The 22016-nt window shown below is 38.2% G+C and carries 23 protein-coding genes, 1 tRNA gene and 1 other RNA gene; 10 read left to right on the top strand and 15 right to left on the bottom strand.

All coding sequences use genetic code 11. The features are described from left to right. Positions 1-31: 31 nt before the first annotated feature. Together BLP98_RS08550 and BLP98_RS08545 are read right to left on the bottom strand one after the other, a co-directional pair. The gene (locus BLP98_RS08550) at positions 32-895 is read right to left on the bottom strand and encodes an ROK family protein (RefSeq protein ID WP_074482908.1); all 864 of its coding nucleotides are present in this window, start codon (positions 893-895) and stop codon (positions 32-34) included. Positions 896-928: 33 nt separating this feature from the next. Further along, positions 929-1642, bottom strand: a complete 714-nt coding sequence (locus BLP98_RS08545) for a GntR family transcriptional regulator (RefSeq protein WP_074482912.1) — start codon at positions 1640-1642, stop codon at positions 929-931. A gap of 270 nt (positions 1643-1912) precedes the next feature. Here BLP98_RS08545 and panB point away from each other — a divergent pair, with 270 nt between their 5' ends. Genes panB through panD form a run of 3 tightly spaced genes read left to right on the top strand, consistent with a single transcriptional unit; the run spans position 1913 to position 4020 of the window. Next, positions 1913-2740 carry a 3-methyl-2-oxobutanoate hydroxymethyltransferase gene (gene panB, locus BLP98_RS08540; RefSeq protein ID WP_074482907.1) on the top strand — a complete coding sequence of 276 codons (828 nt, stop codon included), beginning with the start codon at positions 1913-1915 and terminating at the stop codon, positions 2738-2740. Between the two features lie 23 nt (positions 2741-2763). Next, the gene (gene panC, locus BLP98_RS08535) at positions 2764-3606 is read left to right on the top strand and encodes a pantoate--beta-alanine ligase (RefSeq protein WP_074482906.1); all 843 of its coding nucleotides are present in this window, start codon (positions 2764-2766) and stop codon (positions 3604-3606) included. A 24-nt stretch (positions 3607-3630) separates the two neighbouring features. Continuing rightward, on the top strand, positions 3631-4020 hold the full coding sequence (gene panD / locus BLP98_RS08530; RefSeq protein WP_419177417.1) for an aspartate 1-decarboxylase: 390 nt from the start codon (positions 3631-3633) through the stop codon (positions 4018-4020). 46 nt (positions 4021-4066) lie between these two features. On the opposite strand, the gene manA is transcribed toward panD, so the two are convergent. Together manA and BLP98_RS08520 are read right to left on the bottom strand one after the other, a co-directional pair. Continuing rightward, positions 4067-5017 carry a mannose-6-phosphate isomerase, class I gene (manA, locus tag BLP98_RS08525; RefSeq protein ID WP_074482904.1) on the bottom strand — a complete coding sequence of 317 codons (951 nt, stop codon included), beginning with the start codon at positions 5015-5017 and terminating at the stop codon, positions 4067-4069. Between the two features lie 86 nt (positions 5018-5103). Next, positions 5104-5829: a GntR family transcriptional regulator gene (locus BLP98_RS08520; protein ID WP_074482902.1), complete on the bottom strand. Its 726-nt coding sequence runs from the start codon at positions 5827-5829 to the stop codon at positions 5104-5106. 195 nt (positions 5830-6024) lie between these two features. Between BLP98_RS08520 and nrdI the strand changes: the two genes are divergently transcribed. Together nrdI and BLP98_RS08510 are read left to right on the top strand one after the other, a co-directional pair. Further along, entirely contained in the window at positions 6025-6495 is a 471-nt protein-coding gene (gene nrdI, locus BLP98_RS08515; protein WP_234792819.1) for a class Ib ribonucleoside-diphosphate reductase assembly flavoprotein NrdI, read from the top strand. Positions 6496-6596: 101 nt separating this feature from the next. Beyond that, positions 6597-7634, top strand: coding sequence for a M42 family metallopeptidase (locus tag BLP98_RS08510; protein ID WP_074482900.1), 1038 nt, complete (start codon positions 6597-6599; stop codon positions 7632-7634). A 54-nt stretch (positions 7635-7688) separates the two neighbouring features. On the opposite strand, the gene BLP98_RS08505 is transcribed toward BLP98_RS08510, so the two are convergent. From BLP98_RS08505 to BLP98_RS08465, 9 genes are all read right to left on the bottom strand, one after another. After that, on the bottom strand, positions 7689-7859 hold the full coding sequence (locus tag BLP98_RS08505; protein WP_074482899.1) for a DpnD/PcfM family protein: 171 nt from the start codon (positions 7857-7859) through the stop codon (positions 7689-7691). Between the two features lie 141 nt (positions 7860-8000). Next, positions 8001-8816 carry an endonuclease/exonuclease/phosphatase family protein gene (locus BLP98_RS08500; RefSeq protein ID WP_159427432.1) on the bottom strand — a complete coding sequence of 272 codons (816 nt, stop codon included), beginning with the start codon at positions 8814-8816 and terminating at the stop codon, positions 8001-8003. A 102-nt stretch (positions 8817-8918) separates the two neighbouring features. After that, entirely contained in the window at positions 8919-11099 is a 2181-nt protein-coding gene (locus BLP98_RS08495) for a PTS transporter subunit IIBC (protein ID WP_074482896.1), read from the bottom strand. A gap of 41 nt (positions 11100-11140) precedes the next feature. Next, complete coding sequence (locus BLP98_RS08490; protein WP_074482894.1) at positions 11141-11374, bottom strand: hypothetical protein; 234 nt, start codon at positions 11372-11374, stop codon at positions 11141-11143. Continuing rightward, positions 11374-12393, bottom strand: coding sequence for a LacI family DNA-binding transcriptional regulator (locus tag BLP98_RS08485; protein WP_074482892.1), 1020 nt, complete (start codon positions 12391-12393; stop codon positions 11374-11376). The genes BLP98_RS08490 and BLP98_RS08485 overlap by 1 nt, the downstream gene beginning before the upstream one ends. 106 nt (positions 12394-12499) lie before the next feature. After that, entirely contained in the window at positions 12500-13243 is a 744-nt protein-coding gene (locus BLP98_RS08480) for a 16S rRNA (uracil(1498)-N(3))-methyltransferase (protein WP_074482890.1), read from the bottom strand. Beyond that, a complete protein-coding gene (gene prmA / locus BLP98_RS08475) occupies positions 13244-14197 on the bottom strand; it encodes a 50S ribosomal protein L11 methyltransferase (protein ID WP_074482888.1) in 954 nt (317 codons plus the stop codon). Positions 14198-14464: 267 nt separating this feature from the next. Then, positions 14465-15364, bottom strand: a complete 900-nt coding sequence (locus BLP98_RS08470) for a GIY-YIG nuclease family protein (protein ID WP_074482886.1) — start codon at positions 15362-15364, stop codon at positions 14465-14467. A 1-nt stretch (position 15365) separates the two neighbouring features. Continuing rightward, positions 15366-15836, bottom strand: coding sequence for a DUF3013 family protein (locus BLP98_RS08465; RefSeq protein ID WP_074482884.1), 471 nt, complete (start codon positions 15834-15836; stop codon positions 15366-15368). A 63-nt stretch (positions 15837-15899) separates the two neighbouring features. Here BLP98_RS08465 and BLP98_RS08460 point away from each other — a divergent pair, with 63 nt between their 5' ends. From BLP98_RS08460 to BLP98_RS08445, 4 genes are all read left to right on the top strand, one after another. Then, positions 15900-16394 (top strand): GNAT family N-acetyltransferase, encoded by a 495-nt coding sequence (locus BLP98_RS08460; RefSeq protein WP_074482882.1) that lies wholly within the window; start codon positions 15900-15902, stop codon positions 16392-16394. Beyond that, positions 16384-17652, top strand: coding sequence for a replication-associated recombination protein A (locus BLP98_RS08455; protein WP_074482880.1), 1269 nt, complete (start codon positions 16384-16386; stop codon positions 17650-17652). Before BLP98_RS08460 ends, BLP98_RS08455 begins: the two co-directional genes overlap by 11 nt. 117 nt (positions 17653-17769) lie before the next feature. Continuing rightward, a non-coding RNA gene (gene ssrS / locus BLP98_RS08450) (6S RNA) lies at positions 17770-17961 on the top strand. A 1-nt stretch (position 17962) separates the two neighbouring features. Then, positions 17963-18035: transfer RNA gene (locus BLP98_RS08445), tRNA-Lys, on the top strand. Between the two features lie 108 nt (positions 18036-18143). On the opposite strand, the gene BLP98_RS08440 is transcribed toward BLP98_RS08445, so the two are convergent. Then, entirely contained in the window at positions 18144-19568 is a 1425-nt protein-coding gene (locus tag BLP98_RS08440) for an isopeptide-forming domain-containing fimbrial protein (protein WP_074482878.1), read from the bottom strand. Positions 19569-20131: 563 nt separating this feature from the next. Between BLP98_RS08440 and BLP98_RS08435 the strand changes: the two genes are divergently transcribed. Beyond that, positions 20132-20698 (top strand): NAD(P)H-dependent oxidoreductase, encoded by a 567-nt coding sequence (locus BLP98_RS08435; RefSeq protein ID WP_074482876.1) that lies wholly within the window; start codon positions 20132-20134, stop codon positions 20696-20698. Positions 20699-20729: 31 nt separating this feature from the next. Here the strand turns inward: BLP98_RS08435 and BLP98_RS08430 are convergent, their stop codons facing one another. Further along, entirely contained in the window at positions 20730-21764 is a 1035-nt protein-coding gene (locus BLP98_RS08430; protein ID WP_074482875.1) for an aldose epimerase family protein, read from the bottom strand. Between the last annotated feature and the right edge of the window lie 252 nt (positions 21765-22016).

Raw genomic sequence — 22016 nt, 5'->3', positions numbered from 1 at the left:
AGACTTGGACAATCATCCAAGCCTCAAATGATTACTTGCTATCCAAGAAATTAGAAACAGCTCCTAGGAGATTGGCATCATTTCGGAATTGGCAAGTTTTCACTTGATAGTCTAAACCGTGAGCATCTGTTTTCTCAACAAGTTTTTGAAGACGTTTTTCAAGTTCTGGAACCAAATCTTCACGCGCAGAAATACCACCACCAATACCAACTAAATCTGGGTTGATGCTGACTAGGCAATTAAAAATACCAATAGCAATGACATCATACATTTCTGATAAGGCAGCTTTAGCATCACTATTGCCAGCGTCTGCCAAATCAAACAAATCTTTTCCTGTAAAATCAGTTAAGCCATGTTCTTTAGCGTATTTTTTAGCGACTGCAACTGGGCTAGCAAGATTACTAAGCGTAATGCCATCTTTGATAATCATAAACCCAAATTCACCGCCGTACAAACTGCTTCCTTTGTACAATTTGCCATCCAAACAAACGGCACCACCGATACCAGTTCCTAAAATGAAATAAATCGCATTTTTGCTATTCTTTCCGATACCAAACTTACTTTCAGCAAGACCTGCACAGTTAGCATCATTTTCAATAGTCACCGGAAGGCCAAACATAGCTTCCAACTCATCGATAATTTTAAAATGATGGATATAAGGAATCGCACTAAATCCTTTAATCACACCTTCTTCAGTATCTACGGCACCTGGGCTTGAGATAGCAACCCCTTTGGTATCAGCATCTGATAATTCTGTAAAGACACGATACAAGTTTTCTTTCATTTCTTCCCAAGTTTTGGGAGTTGGAAAGGAACCTTTTTTATCAATGGCACTGTCTTGGTAATGGCCATATTTCACAGAAGTTCCACCAATATCAAACACGACTAAATTCATTTTCTTCTCCATTTCTACGTAGCAAGATCACTGCTAACGATGTGTTAAAACAATCTCCAATGAAAATTCATCATAACGATGCGTACTAATTGAGTATTCAAACGCAGCTCCATTTGTTAAATAACCTGTTTGAACAGCTACTGCTACAGGATCACCTTGTTCAAGTGCCAAGTAGTCAGCTTCTTCATCTGTCGCACGTCGAACCGTAATGGTTCGGTGACCAGATTGAATCTTCAAGCCAAGGTCATTTTCAATGTAATCATAAATCGAATTTTCCACATGCTCGATTTTCAAACCTGTAATCAAATCAATTGGCATGTAAGTTTCTTCAATAACTGTTGGTTTATCATCAACCAAACGGACACGATGAATTTTATAAACAAAGCTTGTTTCTTTAATTTTTAACTTCTCTGCAATTTCAGCGTTTGCTTTTACAACTGTAAAATCAATTACACGACTTGTAATTTTTTTGTCTGGATAAAAAGCTGTTGTCCCCATCATTTGAATATCCATCAGCATTTTTTCCATTTTTTCAACCGATAAATCCATGACAAAGGTACCAGCACCACGGCGCTTATAAATCAAACCTTCTGCAACTAAAATGTCTAGAGCCTTTTTAACCGTCATTTTACTAACTTTATATGCTTTGCAAAAATCTTTTTCAAAAGGCAATTGCTCATTTGGTTGATACACACCTTCCAAAATTTTCTTGCGAACATCATTTGCAATGAGGTTGTATTTTTCCATTTTTTCTCCTTCGTTCATGTACTTACTCTTTTGTTTATCTATATTGTAAACTAGAAGCCTCGAAGTTCCAAATGTTATTTGACAATTTCTTGCAAATGATACATTTTTCTACAAAAAGTTGCTCCATCTAGAAAGGGAAACAGAGCATTAAATAATCTACTCATCTTATTTTTGACCTACAATTTTAAATTTTCTGAATATTTGATATAATGTTAGCTAGACATGTTTTATTCTAAAAGTTTTTGAGACTTTTGGCGAAAGGAGACTCTCATGAAAAATACCGTATTGAGCTTTCAAAAAGCAAAAGCAGACGGTAAGAAATTAACCATGTTAACCGCCTACGATTATTCAACTGCTAAATTAATCGACAGTACAGGTGTCAACAGCATTCTTGTTGGTGACTCTCTTGGAAATGTCATGTTAGGATACGATGATACTATTTCAGTCACTATGGAAGATATGATTCACCATGGTAAGGCTGTATGCCGCGGTGCTAAAAATGCTTTGGTCATCGTCGATATGCCATTTATGTCTTATCAAGTATCTGTCGAAAAAGCTGTGGAAAATGCTGGGCGCTTAATGAAAGAGACTCACTGCCAAGCAGTCAAATTAGAAGGCGGCAAAAGTGTCTGCCCACAAATTAAAGCAATGGTTGATGCAGGAATCCCAGTTTGTGCTCACCTTGGTCTAACCCCTCAGCACATCAATGCTTTCGGTGGTTTTAAAGTTCAAGCTAAAACCAAAGCTGCTGCCAAACAACTTTTAGAAGATGCTAAAGCCGTTCAAGAAGCTGGCGCTTTTGCCGTCGTTCTTGAAGCCATCCCAGCTAAGCTAGCTCAACTCGTTACTAAGCAGCTCGATATCCCGACAATCGGAATCGGCGCTGGCAATCAAACAGATGGTCAAGTGCTCGTCTACGCTGATTTATTAGGATTATTCTCTGATTTCACACCAAAATTCGTCAAACGCTACGCTAATATTGGTGCACTCATTTCAGATGCCGTTACATCTTATATCGAAGATGTAGCCAACCAAAAATTTCCAACACCTGATAATGAATATCACATTGATGACAGTATTATTGAAAAACTCTACTAATTAGAAAAGAGGCATGACATTACATGAAAATCGTTCACACTGTTGAAGACGTTAGAAAAGCTGTTCAAGCTTGGAAAGCAGAGGGAAAAACTATTGGACTTGTTCCTACCATGGGTTATCTACACGAAGGACATAAGAGCTTGATTGACAAAGCTGTTGCCGAAAATGACCACGTTGTTGTCAGCGTTTTTGTCAATCCCATTCAATTTGCTCCGACTGAAGATCTTGAAAGCTACCCACGTGATTTAGAGCAAGATGCTAAACTCTGTGAAGCAGCTGGTGCTAGCCTCATTTTTAATCCGGAACCAAGTGACATGTACTCTCCTACTTTTTCAAGTTTCATTGACATGTCAACATTGACAAAAGGTCTTTGCGGGAAAACACGTCCAATTCACTTCCGTGGCGTTTGTACCGTTGTTGGAAAACTCTTCAATATTGTCGAACCCAATAAAGCTTACTTTGGTCAAAAAGATGCTCAACAATTAGCTGTAATCAAACACATGGTCGAAGATTTGAACTTCAACCTTGAAATCATTGGCTGTCCAATTGTCCGCGAAGCTGATGGTCTTGCTAAAAGCTCTCGTAATACTTATCTCTCAGCTGACGAACGAAAAGCTGCGCTAGTTCTCTCACAAAGTTTGGCACTCGCTGAAAAAATGATTCGTGACGGTGAAAAAGACACTAATAAATTAAAACAAGCCATGACAACTTTCATCGAAAAAGAGCCTTTGGCTAAAATCGATTATGTTGAATTTGTTGACTGGAAAACGCTTGAACCTGTCAGCGAAATTGACCGTCCTGTTCTCAATGCTATCGCTGTCTATATCGGCAAAACACGCTTAATCGACAATCACATTTACGAATAAGGGAGAAAAAACGTGCACATTCAAATGTTAAAATCAAAAATCCACCGCGCTGTGGTGACAGGTGCTGAAGTGGATTACGTCGGAAGTATCACCGTTGACCCAGAATTATTTGAGACAGCTGGAATGGTAGAATACGAAAAAGTTCAAATTGCTGATGTTGAAACAGGTAGCCGCTTAGAAACTTACATCATCGCTGGCGAACCTGGTAAAGGTGAAATTTGCCTAAATGGTGCAGCAGCAAAACTCGTTAACGTTGGCGACCACGTTATCATCATGTCATACGCTGACCTTACGCCAGAAGAAGCTAAAACGCATAAACCGCGTGTTGTCTTCGTTAATGAAAAAAATCAACTCACGCGCTTCACACGCTATGAAAAAGCTGGGCGTTTGTATGACCTTGAAGTTGAAAAATAAAAAGAAATCCGAAAATATCGGATTTCTTTTTATTTATACTTACTTATTATTTTTCATTTGGATGACTAGCGATAATTTCTAGATTACCATCAAACTTCCATGTTTTAACGTCATTGGGAAGAATGAAATGATCTCCCTTTTTGACATTATAAACACAGTTATCCACCGTCAGACTTCCTTGACCAGCTAAGACACTAACCAAAAGGTAGGGCACTGTTTGACTAAAAGCAACCTCGCCAGAGACTACCCACTTGTAAACTGCAAAGAATTCATTTGACACCAAAAGGCTAGAACTCAAGTTATCAACATCAAGCGTTACAGGTGTGCTGTTAGCTGGCTCACCGATAGTTAGAACATCGATAGATTGTTCAATGTGCAAATCACGAAGATTCCCTGCAGCATCTCGACGATCGAAATCATAAACACGGTAAGTTGTATCACTTGATTGTTGGGTTTCTAAAATCAAAATACCTTTACCAATAGCATGCATTGTGCCACTTGGTACGTAGAAAAAATCACCTGCTTTGACTGGAACTTTTGTCAACAAGTCATCCCAGTCACCTGACTCAATCATCTGACGAAGTTCTTCTTTTGACTTAGCGTTATGACCATAGATAATCTCAGAATCTTCATCAGCAGCAATGACATACCAGCATTCTGTTTTCCCAAGTTCTCCTTCATGTTCAAATGCATAGGCATCATCTGGATGAACTTGAACACTAAGCCAATCATTGGCATCCAAAATTTTTGTTAACAAAGGAAAAACTTCTGATTTTGGGTACCCAAAAAGTTCTTTGTGTTCGCGATAAAGTGAATCTAGCCCCTGACCTTTATAGGTCCCATTATCGACAATTGAAACACCATTTGGATGAGCTGAAATAGCCCAGTATTCTCCAGTCGTTTCTGTTGGAATATCATAACCAAACTCATCACGAAGTTTAGTACCACCCCAAATTTTATCGTGCATTTGTGCTTTTAAAAATAATGGTTCTGCCATAATTTTTCCTTTCCTTCAGGCATTTTACCTGTTCAACAGTTAAGCCTGGAAACACTGCTCCAGACTTAAAATGACATCATCGACTCTTAACTATTTTTAACATCTAGCAATGAATATCCTCGTACATCATAACGATTTCGTGTGCGTGAATACTCAATTGGTCTTCCATTTTCCAAATAAACCACTTGCTCAACTTGCAAAATCGGATCATCCTTTTGACAATCTAGGTAATCCTTATCATATTGATCAGGCTTTTCAGCGGTGATATGGCGATAAGAACCTGCAAATTTAAGCTCTAAAGTATTCCAAAGATAATCATAAACAGACGCTAATAAAATACTATCATCCAGACCTGGAACTAAATCGCAAGCCATGTAAGTATGCTCAAGCGCATACGGCTCACCATCTAAGAGACGTAATCGAATAATCTTATAAACTGGCGTTGATTCTTCCACTTGAAGGCGCTCAGCAATTTCCGCATTGGGAAATTCAACCGTAAACTCAATAATTTGACTCGTTAATTGTCGAGGATCATCCTTCATATCGTGGCTCAAGCCGTTATAATTATTTAATCGGAATTTAGAATCTTCTTTATCCCAAAACGATGAATTTAAAACTTTCGTTCCATTTCCTTGTTTTGAGATGACTAAACCTTCGATTGTTAACATCTCAATAGCTTTTTTCACAGTCATTCGACTGACACCAAATTCTTTTGCCAAATCAGACTGGATTGGCAACATGGAATCAATCGGATAAGTACCATCTGAAATTCTATTTCGAATAATCCCTGCAATCTCTTCATATTTTGACATAGATCGCTCCTACTCTACTTGTATAGACTAATATTTTTAAACTATAGTCATATTATAACGTAGAGTCAGGTTGTTTGTCCAATATTCGCAACAATAGCTCCTTTTCAACTTTACTAATTTCCCCAAGCTAATTGCTTGTTTATCTATTTTCAATATGGTAAATTGGCTAAAAACACTATTCACATGAGGTGTCTTATGACAGAAAAAACACTAACCATCGTCTACATTAGCTTAAGTGGCAATGTCCAGAGCTTTGTGAAACGTTTAGGAGAATATCTTCAGAACCACTATCAGCTCTCTAGCAAAGCCATCAATATCAAGGACCTTAACCGTGAAACCTTTCCTGTAGCCTCACCTTTTGTGGCTATTTTGCCAACTTACCTAGAAGGTGGCAACGGCATTGACTCAGGTGATGTCGAAATCTTAACCAATCCGCTGGGAGATTTTATCGCTGCTCACGATAACTACAAACATTGTTTTGGTATCATCGGCTCAGGAAACCGCAATTTTAACGAACAATATTGCTTAACTGCCAAGCAATACGCCAAACGATTTGGTTTTCCTATGCTTGGAGATTTTGAACTTCGTGGGACCAGTTCAGATATTGAGCGCTTAGCCAAAATTATCGTTGAACATTATCAAAACCTTGCTCAAGCTCAATCATAATGACTTTCCCCCTTAGCAGAAACAAAGTTACTGATAAATGTTATAATAGCATTAGACTATCGGAAAATACCGATAAATGACTAGATTGTATTGGAGAAGCAATGAAAACAACAGTTGATTATATTACAAAACTTGCAAATATCCCTTCACCGACTGGCTACACAAGTCACATTATGAATTACGTGATTGCTGAACTTGAAAGCTTTGGCTACGCTCCTGTCCGCACAAATAAAGGTGGCGTTATGGTCACTGTCACTGGTAAAGATGACAGCAAACACCGCGTGGTCACAGCTCACCTTGATACCCTTGGTGCCATGGTTCGTGCTGTCAAACCAGATGGTCGTCTTAAAATGGACCTTATCGGTGGTTTTGTCTACAACGCTATCGAAGGTGAAAATTGTACCATCCACGTTGCTAAAAATGGTAAAAAAATTAGCGGTACTATCCTCATGCACCAAACTTCAGTTCACGTCTACAAAGACGCTGGTACTGCTGAACGCAACCAAACTAACATGGAAGTTCGTCTTGACGAGAAAGTAACCAACGAAAAAGAAACACGTGCTCTTGGTATTGAAGTTGGTGATTTTATCTCATTTGACCCACGTGTAGTCGTTACTGAATCAGGTTTCATCAAATCACGTCACCTTGATGATAAAGTATCAGCAGCTATTCTGATTGAATTGCTTAAAGAATACAAAGCACAAAATATCACCTTACCATACACAACACACTTCTACTTCTCAGCATTTGAAGAATTAGGTCACGGAGCCAACTCAAGCATTCCAGCAGAAACCGTTGAATACCTTTCTGTCGATATGGGAGCAATGGGAGATGACCAACAAACAGATGAATACAGCGTATCAATCTGTGCCAAAGATGGTTCTGGACCTTACAATTTCGAACTTCGCCAACACCTCGTTGAATTGGCAAATGACAATAAGATTCCATACAAATTAGACATCTACCCATACTATGGTAGTGATGCCTCTGCAGCTCTTCGCGCTGGTGCCGAAGTCAAACACGCCCTTTTTGGAGCTGGTATCGAATCAAGTCACTCATACGAACGCACACATATCGACTCTGTCCAAGCAACAGAACGCCTCGTTGATGCTTACCTAAAAAGCCCAATTGTGGAGTAAAAATTAAATACAAAAAAATAAGAGTGAATGTTATGTTCACTCTTTTATCGTTCTCTATTCGGATATAACCCTAAGTTCATGACCTTTATAATCATTTTCGTCTAGGACAATATTTTCTTTCCTATACTGTTCGCTTACCAATTTCAAAGCTTCGTTTTCATCGCTTGCCTCAATTTCTACAATTTTTTGAAGCACTTCTTCGATTTCTACGTTAAATTTTTTCATTTTTATCTCCATAATTAATCGTTTATTATTTTAATGCCATTATTGCGGATCCATTATAACACACAACACCCAAAATCGCCCCTGAAATCAGGAGCGATTTTTTTACAAAAAACAAACAAATAATTAGGAGGTAAGAATTAATTAGTAGTTAAGTTCGACAGCAAGACCAAAATGGTCACTGACGATTGGAGATTCACCGCCATCAAAGACAACGGTTGAAGATTGAATCTCGATATCTGTACTTGTAAAAACGTGATCAACTTTGAGTGACTGTTTATTGCCTTCCCAGCCATCAATATCTTCAATAATAGTATGATCACCTTGAATGTTTTGAGCCACTTTATGGCTATCTTGTAAATGAAGTGGGCTCTTCATAATCATATCATAACCAGCAGTGTCAGTAGGATTATTAAAGTCTCCCATCAATACCAAAGGTTTTGGATAGTCAAGCAAGGCTGACTCCAACTTTTGCCATTCACTTTCAAACCCTTTCCCAAACCAAGACATGTGAAGACTCACCACCGTAATTGGCTTGCCATCAACTTCTGTCTCAGCCACTAAGACACGTCTCGTATGATAATCTGTTTCATCATCCACTTCAGATACTAAGATGTCGTGAACTTTGATTGGATTTTTAGAGAGAATAACGACACCTTCATTATATTTATCATAACCAATATGGTTATAAGCCCAAGACCAGTAATAATGTCTTCCTTGGCTTTTAAGATAGTTAACCAATTGAAGAGCGTAATTATCACGGTGTAATTCAGGACTTCCAGGTAATTTTTCATACCCTTCAACTTCTTTAGTTACTAACCCACGAATATCTTGGTTGATTTCTTGAAGGCAAATAATGTCATAATTTTCACTATAAATCGTTTCAGCTAAATCGAATAATTTTTTTAACGAATTTGCCTCTAACCAAGAATGCGTATTAAGTGTTAAAAATTTTGCCATATCTCTTCCCTTCAAGTTAAAGGAGAGTCCGAGATGCCTACCTCGGACCCCCTTCTATTTAGTTTTAACCTCAATCTCTATATCACTAATAGTAATATATGCTTAAAGTTCTACTTTTGCAACAGGGGTTTTAGCAGAGACGTTTCCTGTTTGTGTTAAATTGACTGCTTTAATTTCTGCTGTATTTGTGAAGGCAACAATAATTGTTGTTTCACGTCCCGCTGAACTGATAGCTGCCAAATCAGCTACCACCAAAAGATCACCTGCTTGAACACGTTGACCTTCTGTTACCTTAACAGAGAATGGCACACCGTTAAGAGCAACGGTATCAAGTCCAATGTGAACAAGAACTTCAAGGCCAGCATCTGTCAACAATCCAAAGGCATGTTTTGTAGGGAAGACGCTTGTCACAATACCTGAAACTGGTGCGTAGACATTACCATTTTCAGGTTCTACAGCGAATCCATCACCCATCATTTTAGCTGAGAAGACTGGATCTCTCACTTCAGTGATCGCTTTTACTTCACCATCAGCAACAGAAAGAACTTCTTCTGTCACGCCTTTATATGAAACTTTAGTTACATCATTTCCTTTAACTTCTGCTAAATCGATTGTTGGGATTTCAGCACCTGAATCAAGAAGGTCTTGAATATCAGATTTCAAGATATCTGCTTTTGGTCCATAAACAGCTTGAACACCTGAGCCTTTGATGATAAGCCCCATAGCACCTGCTTTTTTCCAAGTTTCTTCATCACCAACTCGTGCGACATCTTTGACGGTTACACGAAGTCGTGTCATACAAGCATCAACATCTTCAATGTTATCGCGTCCACCAAGGAGATTAATGATTTGAACGATTTGAGAATTTGCAGATACTGTCGCACCAGTTGTTGATGCAGCAGCGTCATCATCCATATCGTCGTAATTACCGTTACGACCTGGAGTAGCAAAATTAAATTTCTTAATCATGAAGTCTGCGATGAAGTACATCACAACACCTGATAAGATACAGCAAATAACAAAGTTAATTAAGTCACCACCAAGACCTGCTTTAAGAGCCATTGGTGTACGTGTCAAAAGTTCGATATTACCAAATGAATGGAGACGAAGGTTAACTAAATCAGCTAAAGCAAATGTCACCCCTTGAACAACTGCGTATACAACGTAAAGTGGCATTGCAACAAACATAAACATGTATTCGATTGGTTCTGTAACACCTGTCAAGAATGTAGCTGCTGCTGTTGAAATAAACATAGCAGTATATTTTTTCTTCTTATCAGGATCAACGTTACGGTACATTGCAAGGCTAAGCCCCATAAGTGTACCAGTTGCACCAATCATTTGTCCGACTTTGAAGCGGGCAGGTGTTACAGTTGCCATAAGGTGATGGTAATCTGAAGGATTTGAACCTTTAAGGTTGATAAGGTCTGTTACCCATGCTAACCAAAGTGGGTCTTGACCAAAGACTTCAGTACCTTTTTGAGCACCAGTCAAAATTTCATAAGTACCACCAAGTGAAGTGTAATTCATTGGGATAGTAATCATGTGGTGAAGACCGAATGGAAGAAGCAAACGTTCCAATGTACCATACAAGAATGGAGCTAAGAATGGAGCTGAATCTTGTGATGATGCAATCCACATACCAAAACCGTTGATTCCTGATTGAACGATTGGCCAAACAAGTGACATGAACAATCCAACAAGAACTGAGCGGTAGATAACAACAAATGGTACAAAACGTTTACCATTGAAGAATGAAAGAACATCAGGTAATTTGCGGTAGTTATAATATTTATTGTAAGCTGTCGCTCCAACAAAACCTGAGATAATACCAACAAAGACACCCATGTTAAGTGCTGGTTGTCCAAGAACGTTAACAAAGTAGTCAGCTACAAGCATCTTGCCACCAAGGACATTGTGAACAACACTTTTACCGTCAGCAATCATATCAAGTGACACACCATAGACGTGCCCTGTAATAAGGTTGATGAGAATAAATGCGATACCAGCGGCAAAGGCACCACCAGCACGTTCCTTAGCCCAACTACCACCAATAGCAAGGGCAAACAAAATGTGAAGGTTATTGATAATCCCCCAACCAATTTGTGCAATAACGTTACCAACTGTAGCAAGAATAGCGGAATCTGCATTGATTAGCGGAAGTGAGTTACCAATACTAACCATCAATCCTGCTGCAGGCATAACGGCAATAACAACCATCAAGCATTTACCGAATTTTTGCCAAAATTCGAAGCTGGTCAATTTCTTAAATGCCTTCTTCATAAAATAACTCCTTAAACCTTTCTGCTAGGAAACCATTTGCTTTAATCACCAAGCAACACTGCCACTTTTATTACTTGATTCCTTAAAGTTTCAGGTTTGAGCATCATTTTAAATTTACGCAAACGTTTGCGTTGTTTTGATGCTTTTATTATAGCACGTATTTTTATTTTGTAAAGCGTTTTCGAAAATTTTTTTAAAACAAAAAGAGCAAAGAAGAAAATTTCCCCTTGGAAAATCTGACCTTTGCCCTGTTCCTTTCTAGTGTTATCAAGCATTAGAACTCATCAACTATCGTTGATTCTCTTTCGATAATTTTATGCGGAATAATCACTTTTTGAACTTTCGATTGTTTCTTTTTTTCTAGTAACAGCTGCGCAGCTTTTTCACCCAACTGATAAGGAAAAATGTCTACTGACGTCAATGCAGGATTTGCAATTTCTGTAATCAAGGAATTATTAAAGCTGATAACAGCATAGGATTTTTGCAAACGACTGTTTTTAAATAAGCGTTGCAAACGAATAGCCATAATATCATCACAAGCAATAAAGGCTTGTGTTTTTGGGTGCTTAGTTAAAAAACTTTGCAATTTTTGAATGTTCTCCTCTTCTTTGACCCTTGAAAAAGAAAGGGACAAACCTTCTTTTTGCTGTTCTTTTAGATAGTCGCTACAACCTTGATAGCGCTCTGTCTGCACCAATTCATTCATGTCAGTATAGGCAAATACCAAATGCTCATACCCTTTTTTCAACATGAAATCAGCTACATCTCGTCCGGCTTGATAGTTATCATTATCCACAAACTGGACTGATGTCTGAGTCTTTTTTTCATAAGGGCTTCCGACAACAACACATGACACTTTCTTTTGTTTTTTTACAAAGTCAAATACTGGGTCATCTTTACGCGAATATAAAAAGATGAATTTACTGATATTGCCACTACGTATTAAAGCCTGACAATTTTTGCGCAATTCATCATCTGTACGCCCACTTGCCAAGTTAACCATGTAATCATTCTCACTACACACACTTGAAATTCCCTGAATGATTTGCATAAAAAAGGGGTTATTCCCAAGAGAATCTTGACTTTCTCGGACAGGTAGAACAATCCCAATGGTATTAGTTGTACGATTAACCAAATTCTGCGCAGAATAATTGGGCGAATAATCCAGTTCTTCCATTGCACGCCTAACTCGCTCTTTTGTTGCTTCGCTAATCATGTCACTATCATGTAATGCCCTTGATGCTGTTGAAGCAGATACTCCAGCAATCCTGGCCACATCCTTTATCGTTGCCATATTTTAACCCTTACCTTGAAAATTCTTACCTCTAGCATAAGGATTTTTTAAAGCGCTGTCAATCAAAAAATATAAAAAAGAAGCTGAGCACTTTTTGCTCAACCTCTTACTTTAATAATTCCAAAGCATAACTAACACTTGATAATGCGTATAATGGAGCGGTTTCTGCACGCATAATACGTGGGCCTAAACCAACTTTTAAGCCACCTTTTTCTTCAAATGCAGTAATCTCATTTGGAGAAATACCACCTTCTGGGCCAAAGATAAAGAGAATTTTCTCTCCTGCTTTAACTTGTGACAATTCACGCGCTAAAACAGCTGTCTCACCTTCTTTAGCAGACTCTTCATAGGCAATGAAAATCTTATCGAACTGCTCAAGCTCAGCCATAAAAGTCGCTTTTTTCTCAAAAAGAGTGACTTGAGGAATCACATTACGTTTGCTTTGCTCAGCAGCACCAAGCGCAATTTTTGCCAATTTGTCTGCTTTTTTAGCTAACTTTTTGCCATCCCATTTAACTACTGACCAATCTGCTGGGAATGCCCAAAGATTTGCCATGCCAAGTTCCGTTCCCTTTTGGGCAAGGAATTCCAATTTATCACCTTTTGGGAACCCCGCAGCAATCGTTACTTCAACTGGCATTTCAACATTGCTATCCAGCTCTTCAATAATCTCAAAACGATGTTCAGCACTATCAATAACTTTTGCCAAACGTTTTACATGATCATCAAAAACAAGAACGACTTCTTCACCCTCTGTTAAACGCATGACGTTAAACATGTGTTTAATCGTATCTTTATCTGTGATAGTAACGACGTCTTGAGCCTGTCCAGCTACAAAATATTGTTGCATTTATCCTCCAATTACACCTGAAATATCATCTGTTTTTTTGAAGACACACGCATTCCATTCGCCTTGAACCATATGTGTTTCAAGGAAGAAGCCAGCATCTTCAGCAGATTTACGAACCATTTCCCATTTATCAGAAATAATCCCTGACATGATAAGGTAGCCTTCATCTTTCACAAGACGATAAGCATCTTCGGTCATGTTGACCAAGATATCCGCAAGGATATTTGCCACAATAACATCAGCTTTAACATCAACACCTTGCAAAAGGTTACCAGTAGCCACGTGGATGTTTTCAGTGTTGGCATTAAGGTCAATATTTTCTTGTGCCACGCGCACAGCCACTTCATCAAGGTCATAAGCATAAATGTCTTTTGCACCAAGAAGTGAACTTGCAATTGAAAGCACGCCTGAACCAGTACCTACGTCAATCACAGTTTCTCCACCACGAAGCACTTGTTCAAGCGCAAAAAGACTCATTTTTGTCGTTGGGTGAGTTCCTGTACCAAAAGCCATACCTGGGTCAAGACGAATCGTCTTTTCACCTGAACCAGCTTCATAATCTGTCCAACTTGGAACAATTGTCAAATCATGGCTAATACGTGTTGACTCATAATATTTCTTCCAATTTTCAGCCCAATCTTGCTCAGCCAATTCTTGTGTCTCATAGTGAACCTCACCAGCATCCACACCAAAATGTGTCAATTCAGCCAAACGTTTAGACGCTTCTTTTTCAACTTCTTCAATGTCAATGTGTTCAGGGTAGTAAGCTGTAATTTTCACAGTTTCCACTTGTTTAATTTCTGGGAAAACTTCTCCGTATTTCCCAACATGACCAAGATAATCAGCACTATCATCGATAGCAACCCCTTGACTACCCAATTCAATCAAAATATTTGACGCAGCCTCTTCTGCATCACGCAAGACCTCAACAGTCAACTCTTGCCACTTGTCCATAATTCTGATACAAAGGACGACTAGAAAACGACTGAAAAATAGGAAGCTTGATGACGTGTCGACAGACACTAGTCAAGCTTATCTTTTTTCCGAGTTTTCCGTCCGTGTTCAAAGCTGAACACTTATCCTTACACTCCTTTTCTATTTTGTTTCGGGCGGGTTCAGTTAAAAACACTAACCGAACCTATTCCTTTCTATCTAATCTATTTCAGGCGGAGCTATTAACTCCCTTTATCCACAATAAAACACCTGAACATTTACATATTATTATAAATTTTCTTCTCTCTCTTTCAAAGTACATCCATTTGAATCCTTCCAATCAGTACGACCGTTTGTAGGCATACCTAAAACAAAAGATGCTGCATAAGATGGACTATTGAAAAATCGATTTTTCTTGAGGATACCATCCTTGATAATTCCCTCTTTCAGTAACTCTTGTCGCAAGTCACGAATAGATTTTGGAATTCCTTTACCATCTGTAAGTTCAATCATACTGCCTTCAAGAACAACAAATCCCTCTGCTGTCTGTCGGCAAGTTGCAATAATTTCACGGTTTGATCGCTTAATGTTACGTTTAAGAGTAAGAACAGTTTCAGCCTCAATTGGCTCTTCATCAACAGAATTGTCACCGTTAATCATTGGAACAAATACTCGATAACCAAGGGTTCCAATTATTGTTTTTGTATTCTCAACAACCTCATCCAGTTCAGATTGCTTTTCTTCAGTTACATTGCCAGAATTTGGTTCGTTACCATTTCGAACAACAAAACGATTTGCTTCATTTGCTAGCTGAGTAAATCTGTTTTCCAAATAACTGATTTCAGTCGGCCCGAAGGAATTATTTTGCGTTGTTAATACAATGACATCATTGAAATAATCAGCATGATTATCCCTAGTATGCTCTTGAACACGTAACAAAACACCTTCACCATTCTTTCGGCTCGTTGCTTGACCAATATAAACTGTATCCTGCTGATTAGCATCATCACGACCGAATAAAAAATAAACACCGCTTTGTTTCATCTCAGGTCTTGATTTTAAATCACCTAACTGAATTCTAGGAATTTTATAAATCACGCCTGTCCAGTTGGATAAAGTACACTTAATCTTACCAGTGACTTCACCATCCATCAGAAACATATTTATATTTTTACCTCTTTTTACCATCTTAATATCTCGGATAAGCAAAGAATTCTGTTTCTTTCAACTCTGCTTTGCCTTTTTCAAAGCTTTCAGCATCCCATTCAAGGGCAAAGTCAGTTGCATTTTCATCTGCTAAGAAATCCATCAAATCATCAAGACCTTTAGTTGCAACGTCGTTTAATATTTCTGCAAAATACGCTAAAAATTCGCGTGAGAATCCTTTTTTCGCATCAAAAGGAACAGTCACCAAGTAGTCATCATGGTCAACTTTAGATTTTGCTTGGTTATAAAATAGCACGTAATCTTCAAAAACGATATCCTCGCTGCTAACCTCACCTTGGTCATCCACGGTTTCAACAGCAGCTTGGTTCTGCGCTTCCAAAATAAAAGTCACTTCCACCGCATGATTTTTCTTATTCCAATCGATGGCATAATCAAAGGTGAAGTGCTTATCCATTTCTTCTTCTAATACTGATAAAAAGCCAAATTTAGCCATTAAAAATTTCTTCCAATCTTCTTTTGTGTTACAATTATTTTATCATACTTAAGGGGAAATGACATGCAAATACGACCAATGAAGCTAGAAGACATTGAACAAGTCGTTGCAATGGAAAATAAAACTTGGGACAACTTCAATACACCTGCTAGCTTACCAGCCGCAAATAAACATAAAATCATTCAAGCCTTTCAGAATCATTCACATTATCTCGTTGCTGAAGAAAACGGGGTTATTTTGGGAGTTCTTGATTATCATGCCTACTATCCTTTCCCTAGCGCACATCACGTGGTAACCTTCATTGTCGCAGTCGACAAAGATACACAAGGTCAGGGTATCGGGCATTCTCTTATCCGAGCTTTCTTTGCCATGGCTAAAGCTGATAATTATAAAAAAATTGTCATTCATGTACTCTCATCAAATGAAAGAGCCTGTTCATTCTATGAAAATATCGGCTTCACTCTGGAAGCTACCCTTAAAAATCAATTCTACCTAAACGGCACTTACGTCGATGACCTCATCTACAGTTATTACTTGGAGGAAATACATGCCAAATAATCTCGCTTTACGGATGCGCCCAAAAAACATCGATCAAGTTATCGGGCAAAAGCATCTGGTAGGCGAAGGAAAAATCATTCGCCGCATGGTCGAAGCCAACATGCTCTCGTCCATGATTCTCTACGGTCCTCCCGGCATCGGGAAGACCTCAATTGCTAGTGCTATTGCCGGAGCAACCAAATACGCCTTTCGTACCTTCAATGCCACAACCGACAGTAAAAAGCGCCTGCAAGAAATCGCTGAAGAAGCCAAATTTTCTGGTGGTCTGGTTTTACTACTTGATGAAATTCATCGCCTAGATAAAACGAAACAAGACTTTCTATTACCTTTGCTTGAAAATGGTAATATTATCATGATTGGAGCAACCACTGAAAATCCATTTTTCTCAGTTACTCCTGCCATTCGCTCAAGGGTACAAATTTTCGAACTAGAACCTCTATCAACGGACGACATCAAGTCTGCTTTACAGACAGCATTATCTGATAAAGAACGTGGGTTTGATTTTGACGTTTCCATCGATGATGATGCTATCGACTTTATCGCAACAGCAACCAACGGGGACCTTCGTTCAGCCTTTAATTCACTTGACCTAGCAGTCATGTCAACTAAACCAGATGATAAAGGTCTTCGCCACATCAGTCTTGATACCGTTGAAAACAGTTTGCAACGTAGCTACATCACTATGGACAAAGATGGCGATGGACATTACGATGTCCTCTCAGCTCTTCAAAAATCCATCCGTGGTTCTGACGTCAATGCCAGTCTTCACTATGCCGCTCGTTTGATTGAAGCTGGTGATTTACCAAGTCTTGCTCGAAGACTCACTGTAATCGCCTATGAAGACATCGGTCTTGCTAACCCTGATGCTCAGATTCATACCGTTACAGCCCTTGATGCTGCGCAAAAAATCGGCTTCCCTGAAGCACGTATCTTGATTGCTAATGTCGTGATTGACCTTGCACTCTCACCAAAATCAAATTCAGCCTACGAAGCTATTGATAAAGCTATCGCTGATCTTCACAAAAATGGCACACTGCCAATTCCACGTCATTTGCGTGATGGACACTACGCCGGTAGTAAAGAGCTCGGAAACGCCCAAGGCTACAAATACCCTCACAACTATCCTGAAAAATGGGTTAAACAACAATACTTACCAGATAAATTGGTCGGTAAAAATTATTTTGAACCCAATCAAACTGGTAAATATGAACGTGCCTTAGGCGCTAACAAAGATCGAATCGATCATCTCTCAAAATAAAAATTGTTCAGAAGCTTTTTTCTGTAAGTTTTCTGAGATTTTTTCAAAAAACGCTTTCTAAAATTTGGGCTTTCCCCTTGAAAAAATTTTTTAAAGTGGTATCATAATTACATAAGTTAATTGCTGTGGCATACGAATTCACATCAATGTGTTGACCGACTAAATATTTGTATTTCGGGAAACAGTAGTCTTTCTCCAGTATGCAAGCCGTCACACGCGGAAGCGACTAAGGAGAAGCGAGTTGCCCACCTGCTTGTAGATCGCGGGTTCAATACAAATCGTGGATCACGGTGCCAATACAGCTTCTCATCCTTCCTTAGCTCAGTTGGTAGAGCAGTGGACTCTTAATCCATGGGTCATAGGTTCGAGCCCTATAGGGAGGATTTTCCCACATCCCTGAAACCTTGCGAAAGCAAGGTTTTTTTCTTTTCTCAAATAAATTCTCACAATAAAAACCCACGCTAGTGATAGCGTGGGTTAGAAGATTTCAATTATTTAGATTGCATACGTTTTTTAGTAATTAGGAGGACAACTGCTACAAGAACCAAAAGTGAACCAATCGTATAAAGGATTGTTGTTCCTACACCACCAGTTGATGGGAGAAGTGATCCTTTACGGCTAATGATTTCAGCAGTCAATGACCCCGCATCAAGGTTTGATTCAAAGTTGGCATCTTTAGATTCACCTGAGAGTTCTGTCGGTGTTTCTAGTTTCCTATCATAATTAGCGACAACTTTAAATTCAATTGGTTTAATGGTATTGTAACCATCTGGTGTTTTGGTTTCTACGAGGATATATTCACCAGCGTCACGTCCCTTAAAAGAGAATTTTTCTGTTTCACCAACAGTTTTTTTATCAACTTCTACTTTTTTATAAGTGTCGCCGTCTTTGACGACTTTGTAAAGGGTAAATTCAGCGCCTTTTAAGCTTTCTTTATTTTTATCAATTTCCTTAAAGACAACTTCATAAGTGTAGACTTTGACAGCTTCTTCTGGTGTTTTACCAGTACTTGCTCCAACTCCTGTATTATTTGGGTTATTTGAATAAATTAATTCTACGCTACCTTTGTTTCCCTCAGCACCAAGAACAGCGCCATCATTAAGTGTTGCTGTGTAGTTAATCACGATTTTTGAGGAAGCCATAAGGTTGCTAAGGTTTTTCAAATTATCAATTTTAAAGTTTAAGCCATCAAGTGTAAAAAATTTTGTTACATCTGTTTTTTCTTTACCATTAACGAGATAAACTTTTGCATCACCGTTATAAGTCAAACCTGATGAGAGTTTATCCGATAATTCAAAATAGTATTTATCATAAGAATCAAGGTTATCTGGCAAAGTCGCTGTCAATTGAAATGGAATTTTATCTCCCATATCATAGTCCGCAGAATCTTGCCATTCACTAACATAACCCGTTGTATCATTAGTTTCTTTAACTTTTTTTGTAACACTTGGAATAGATGTTTTTGGCGTTACTGTAACATCTTTTACCACTTCTAAAATATAGTTTGTATAAGCTTCGTTACTGCCAACTGTTTTATTTTGGACTAAGTAATAACCAGCCGTATGACCGGTTAAACCAGCCGCATTTTGAAGGTATTGTCCTGCTGTTTTAGCAAATTCTTCTGCATAGCCTGAATTTTCTTTATTAGCATCAAGCTTTTCAGCTACTTCTGCTGCAGAACTAACACCGTATTTGCTTTGAAGAGCAGCTTTACCAGCATCTGTAATACCGTTCCCCCACTCGATGTTTGATAAGGTTGTCTTATCTGATGAGAGCGTACCGGTAAAGATTTGGTAAGTTTCGTAAGTCCCTAAACCACCGTTAGAAACAGTAATGTCATAAGCCAGAGCTTTCCCACCAAAGCAGATAAAAAGAGCGGCCACCAAAGTCGCAATCGTTAGTTTAACCTTTTTCATAATAAATCCTTTTTCACTAAAAATAGAGCTATCATGCGCCCAAGCACACGAAACACTCTACAACTTTTATTTTTTTAATTAACTTTAAAAATCAAGTTATTTTATATGATACTATCATACCATAAAAATTTACTTTTATAATTAAAAGTAACTCAGTTTCTTCACACTTTAACCAAGTAATTCTTCATCTTTTGTCATCTTAATTAGAACACTCAAAAAAGTACGCCAAAAGTAGCGTACTTTTTGGTTATTGAAAAAAAGAAAAGTTTTAAAGGATTAATATTATTGTATCACATTTTTATCTCTTACCAAGATTGGCTTTTACTCTAAATCTTGTCATTCTGTCAATTTTATACCTATTAAACAAAAGCATAAACAGAAAAATCACTACCAAAACATAGTATAGTATCAGTAATTCAAATTCTATTTACTGTCCCGTACCACTATCTCTTCCAATCAAAGCAGACATGATTTCTTAACTCATCAAGAATTAACTTCTAATCACCTTTTTAAGGCACTTTGTGCTAGAATGTAGGTGAAAAATTGTTCATGGAGGTTAAGCAATGGACACTCTCATTATTTACGCACACCCTTATGACAAAAGTTTCAACCATGCTATTTTAGAAAATGTCGAAGGGAATTTGATGCAAAAAGAACAACATTTTAACCTTGTCGACTTATACAAAGATCATTTTAATCCAGCCTACACGACTGAAGAATTGGCATTATTCAAAGATGGGGGAACCACCGATCCCCTTGTCGTTCAATATCAAAAATTCCTCACCAATGCGAATCATGTCATTTTTATCTTTCCGATTTGGTGGAATGATACACCAGCAATGATAAAAGGATTTATCGATAAAGTCATGAAAAAGAAATTCGCCTATGAAGTCGGAAAAACCGGGGTTGTCGGACACCTCACGCATATCGAAAAAGCTACTATTCTGACCACCTCTACTTCACCAACTTGGTATCTAAAACTTTTCTGTGGCAATGCCATTAAGAAGGTCTTTATCAACGCTACCTTAAAACAACTTGGCATTAACCATATCACTTGGCAAAACATGGGAAATATTGATAAAAGCACAGCACAAGATCGCAAAGATTTTTTGAATAAGATTGACCTTTAGCAAAAACAGCACCCCAAAAAGGGTGCTATTTTTAATCTCCGTTATGATATTCAAAAGCAATGACATAACTTTTTTCTTCATTAGCCTGTAAGACAATATCCCCAAATCCCTTATGGTTAATAGCATCTGGTAAGAATTGTGCCTCAAGCGCAATAGCCTCAAACTCTTTTGCCATATTCCCTTTGTCACGCGCTGGGTAAATCCCATCAGGAATACCAACCATACTGTAGGCAACCCAAGCGTTACGGTCTGAGTAAAGTCGAACGCTATCGCCACTTTCTTCATCCTTTAATTCACCACAAGGCTTATCAAGTGATGGAGCAACAAGAAAGGCATCATCAAAACCTCCTGTTGTATTAATAGCATCTCCTAAATTTTGACCAATTCTGAAATCATAAGCTGTACCTGCCACATCAATAAGATCCCCTGTCGGGATAAGATCATTACGTGTTTCTAGATGATAATCTGCAGCTAAAGTAAAAGTGTGACGAGTCAAATCTTGGCACTCGCCAAGGTTAAAATACACATGATTCGTTGGGTTAAAGAGAGTCGCTTGACCACCGTTTTTACCAGTGTAGATAATCGTAAAGCGATTGTTATTATCTAGGGTAAAGCGCACTTTAACAAGCATATCTCCCGGAAATCCATCAATGCTTTCTTTGGCATTATAAGCCATCTCTACACTTGCCTGATTACACTTAGTTTTAACGCTGGCTTTCCAAAGTTGCTTATGAAAACCTTGAGGGCCACCATGAAGCGTATTGCCATTTTCATTTTGTGGCAATTGGATATCTTCTCCATCAATATCGCATTTTCCAGCTCCAATACGACCTACAACACGTCCAATGGATTGCCCTGCACACAAAGTGTTTTTACCGTACTCGGCTGGGTCATCAAAACCAATGATGATATTTTTATGTCCACCTTTTCCATCTGGTACTAAAAATTCTTGCCAAGTTGCTCCCAAAGTTAACAAACCAACTTGGACATCATTATCATTGACAATCGTGTATTTTTCAATATCTTTCCCATCAATATTAGCAATAACTTCTTGTACTACTTTCATTTCTCTCCCTCTTTCTTAGGTCTTGTCTTTATTTTACTCCTCCTAAAATTTTTTGTAAACGTTTTCTATTTGTTTTTACCAAGGTTTTACTAAAACTCAGTTTTTACCAACAAAAAACTCCTGCCCAAACGGACAGGAGTTAAATTTATCGATAAACTTATTTTACAACAATGTTTACAAGTTTATTAGGTACCGCTCAAAATCTCTGGGAAAGGTTTTGAGGTTGGAGATAAAACTAATAAACTTGTATCC

Source organism: Streptococcus equinus, assembly GCF_900104225.1.
GTDB classification, from domain to species: domain Bacteria; phylum Bacillota; class Bacilli; order Lactobacillales; family Streptococcaceae; genus Streptococcus; species Streptococcus equinus_D.
This window is presented reverse-complemented; position numbering and strand designations above follow the sequence as displayed.

Coding starts and splice junctions, on each gene's coding strand:
- BLP98_RS08550 (WP_074482908.1), bottom strand. CDS start 895: ATGAATTTAGTCGTGTTTGATATTGGTGGAACTTCTGTGAAATATGGC.
- BLP98_RS08545 (WP_074482912.1), bottom strand. CDS start 1,642: ATGGAAAAATACAACCTCATTGCAAATGATGTTCGCAAGAAAATTTTG.
- panB (WP_074482907.1), top strand. CDS start 1,913: ATGAAAAATACCGTATTGAGCTTTCAAAAAGCAAAAGCAGACGGTAAG.
- panC (WP_074482906.1), top strand. CDS start 2,764: ATGAAAATCGTTCACACTGTTGAAGACGTTAGAAAAGCTGTTCAAGCT.
- panD (WP_419177417.1), top strand. CDS start 3,631: ATGTTAAAATCAAAAATCCACCGCGCTGTGGTGACAGGTGCTGAAGTG.
- manA (WP_074482904.1), bottom strand. CDS start 5,017: ATGGCAGAACCATTATTTTTAAAAGCACAAATGCACGATAAAATTTGG.
- BLP98_RS08520 (WP_074482902.1), bottom strand. CDS start 5,829: ATGTCAAAATATGAAGAGATTGCAGGGATTATTCGAAATAGAATTTCA.
- nrdI (WP_234792819.1), top strand. CDS start 6,025: ATGACAGAAAAAACACTAACCATCGTCTACATTAGCTTAAGTGGCAAT.
- BLP98_RS08510 (WP_074482900.1), top strand. CDS start 6,597: ATGAAAACAACAGTTGATTATATTACAAAACTTGCAAATATCCCTTCA.
- BLP98_RS08505 (WP_074482899.1), bottom strand. CDS start 7,859: ATGAAAAAATTTAACGTAGAAATCGAAGAAGTGCTTCAAAAAATTGTA.
- BLP98_RS08500 (WP_159427432.1), bottom strand. CDS start 8,816: ATGGCAAAATTTTTAACACTTAATACGCATTCTTGGTTAGAGGCAAAT.
- BLP98_RS08495 (WP_074482896.1), bottom strand. CDS start 11,099: ATGAAGAAGGCATTTAAGAAATTGACCAGCTTCGAATTTTGGCAAAAA.
- BLP98_RS08490 (WP_074482894.1), bottom strand. CDS start 11,374: ATGCTTGATAACACTAGAAAGGAACAGGGCAAAGGTCAGATTTTCCAA.
- BLP98_RS08485 (WP_074482892.1), bottom strand. CDS start 12,393: ATGGCAACGATAAAGGATGTGGCCAGGATTGCTGGAGTATCTGCTTCA.
- BLP98_RS08480 (WP_074482890.1), bottom strand. CDS start 13,243: ATGCAACAATATTTTGTAGCTGGACAGGCTCAAGACGTCGTTACTATC.
- prmA (WP_074482888.1), bottom strand. CDS start 14,197: ATGGACAAGTGGCAAGAGTTGACTGTTGAGGTCTTGCGTGATGCAGAA.
- BLP98_RS08470 (WP_074482886.1), bottom strand. CDS start 15,364: ATGGTAAAAAGAGGTAAAAATATAAATATGTTTCTGATGGATGGTGAA.
- BLP98_RS08465 (WP_074482884.1), bottom strand. CDS start 15,836: ATGGCTAAATTTGGCTTTTTATCAGTATTAGAAGAAGAAATGGATAAG.
- BLP98_RS08460 (WP_074482882.1), top strand. CDS start 15,900: ATGCAAATACGACCAATGAAGCTAGAAGACATTGAACAAGTCGTTGCA.
- BLP98_RS08455 (WP_074482880.1), top strand. CDS start 16,384: ATGCCAAATAATCTCGCTTTACGGATGCGCCCAAAAAACATCGATCAA.
- BLP98_RS08440 (WP_074482878.1), bottom strand. CDS start 19,568: ATGAAAAAGGTTAAACTAACGATTGCGACTTTGGTGGCCGCTCTTTTT.
- BLP98_RS08435 (WP_074482876.1), top strand. CDS start 20,132: ATGGACACTCTCATTATTTACGCACACCCTTATGACAAAAGTTTCAAC.
- BLP98_RS08430 (WP_074482875.1), bottom strand. CDS start 21,764: ATGAAAGTAGTACAAGAAGTTATTGCTAATATTGATGGGAAAGATATT.